The sequence below is a fragment of the Agaribacter flavus genome (genome assembly GCF_042646125.1).
GTDB classification, from domain to species: Bacteria; Pseudomonadota; Gammaproteobacteria; order Enterobacterales; family Alteromonadaceae; genus Glaciecola; species Glaciecola flavus.
The window spans coordinates 1-938 of sequence record NZ_JBHRSW010000044.1; the positions used below are offsets into that span (position 1 = coordinate 1).

The 938-nt window shown below is 41.7% G+C and carries 2 protein-coding genes; both read right to left on the reverse strand.

What is annotated here, in order from left to right; genetic code table 11:
* Positions 1-98: 98 nt before the first annotated feature.
* Positions 99-521: a hypothetical protein gene (locus tag ACFOHL_RS15625; protein ID WP_376921175.1), complete on the reverse strand. Its 423-nt coding sequence runs from the start codon at positions 519-521 to the stop codon at positions 99-101.
* A 15-nt stretch (positions 522-536) separates the two neighbouring features.
* Positions 537-758 (reverse strand): hypothetical protein, encoded by a 222-nt coding sequence (locus ACFOHL_RS15630; protein WP_376921176.1) that lies wholly within the window; start codon positions 756-758, stop codon positions 537-539.
* Positions 759-938: the final 180 nt, after the last annotated feature.

A 938-nucleotide genomic window follows, 5' to 3' on the forward strand; every position in this document is an offset into this window, starting at 1 on the left:
GCCTATACCGTTGGCAGAGATACTAATGGGGTATATCACAACTTTATGCTTCAGCGCGAAGCAATGCCCCTGCTAAGCAAGGGCGTTGGTAGAGACTATTAGTGCTTAAAGCGCATTATTATCTTTGACGATCCACCTTTCATATCAAGGACTGACTCTAACACCCCCCAAGTGAAGCTAGATGGTGCCTTCAAAGAGAATTTGTCCAATAGCCATTTATCGTTATCGTCCTTATCCTGCTTCAGCTTGGCTTCTTCAACTGCATCCCAAGATGGCTGGCCACTGACAGGACTCAAGGCGACAGATTTTAAGACCCCAGACTCAAAGTAAATTCTAAAAACAAAGCTTTTGCCTTGAACATCATATTTTGAAGTGTAATAAGACCTAAACTCACCGTTATGGACTAGCTTTCCTAAATCATTCTTCAGTTCAGAAGATAGTAATTCGTTTTCGCTAGTATTAGCACTCAGCTCGACATTCCAGTCATCAGCCTTAATTATACCTCTTGAAATCATATTCACTAAAATTAACTCCTGTTACCTATTGAGTGGTAGAGAATAAAGTGGTCTTAAGTAATCTTGATAATTCTCAATCACTATTTGCGGTAAACCACCTGTTCCATGTTGAGGGTTAGCTAAAGTTCGTCCAAACGCGGCAGGGATATCCTGTATCACTTCATATGCTGTGACTCCAGGCCTATACAAACCTGTAACAGGATGAACAGGTATCCTAGCAGGATCTCCTGGTGCAACTTGCACGCCATTAAATAAGGCCTCAGAGCTGAAGCCTGATCGCCTTAGAGCACTTTCAGTCGTATAAAACTCTGATTGCCCTGGAGTCCCACCATAGATAATTTTTCCTTGAGTATAAGATGGATTAACACTATTTACTACCCTCTGTGACAGCTGACTTTAAGGCTTTTTTGATGCATTGCAGAT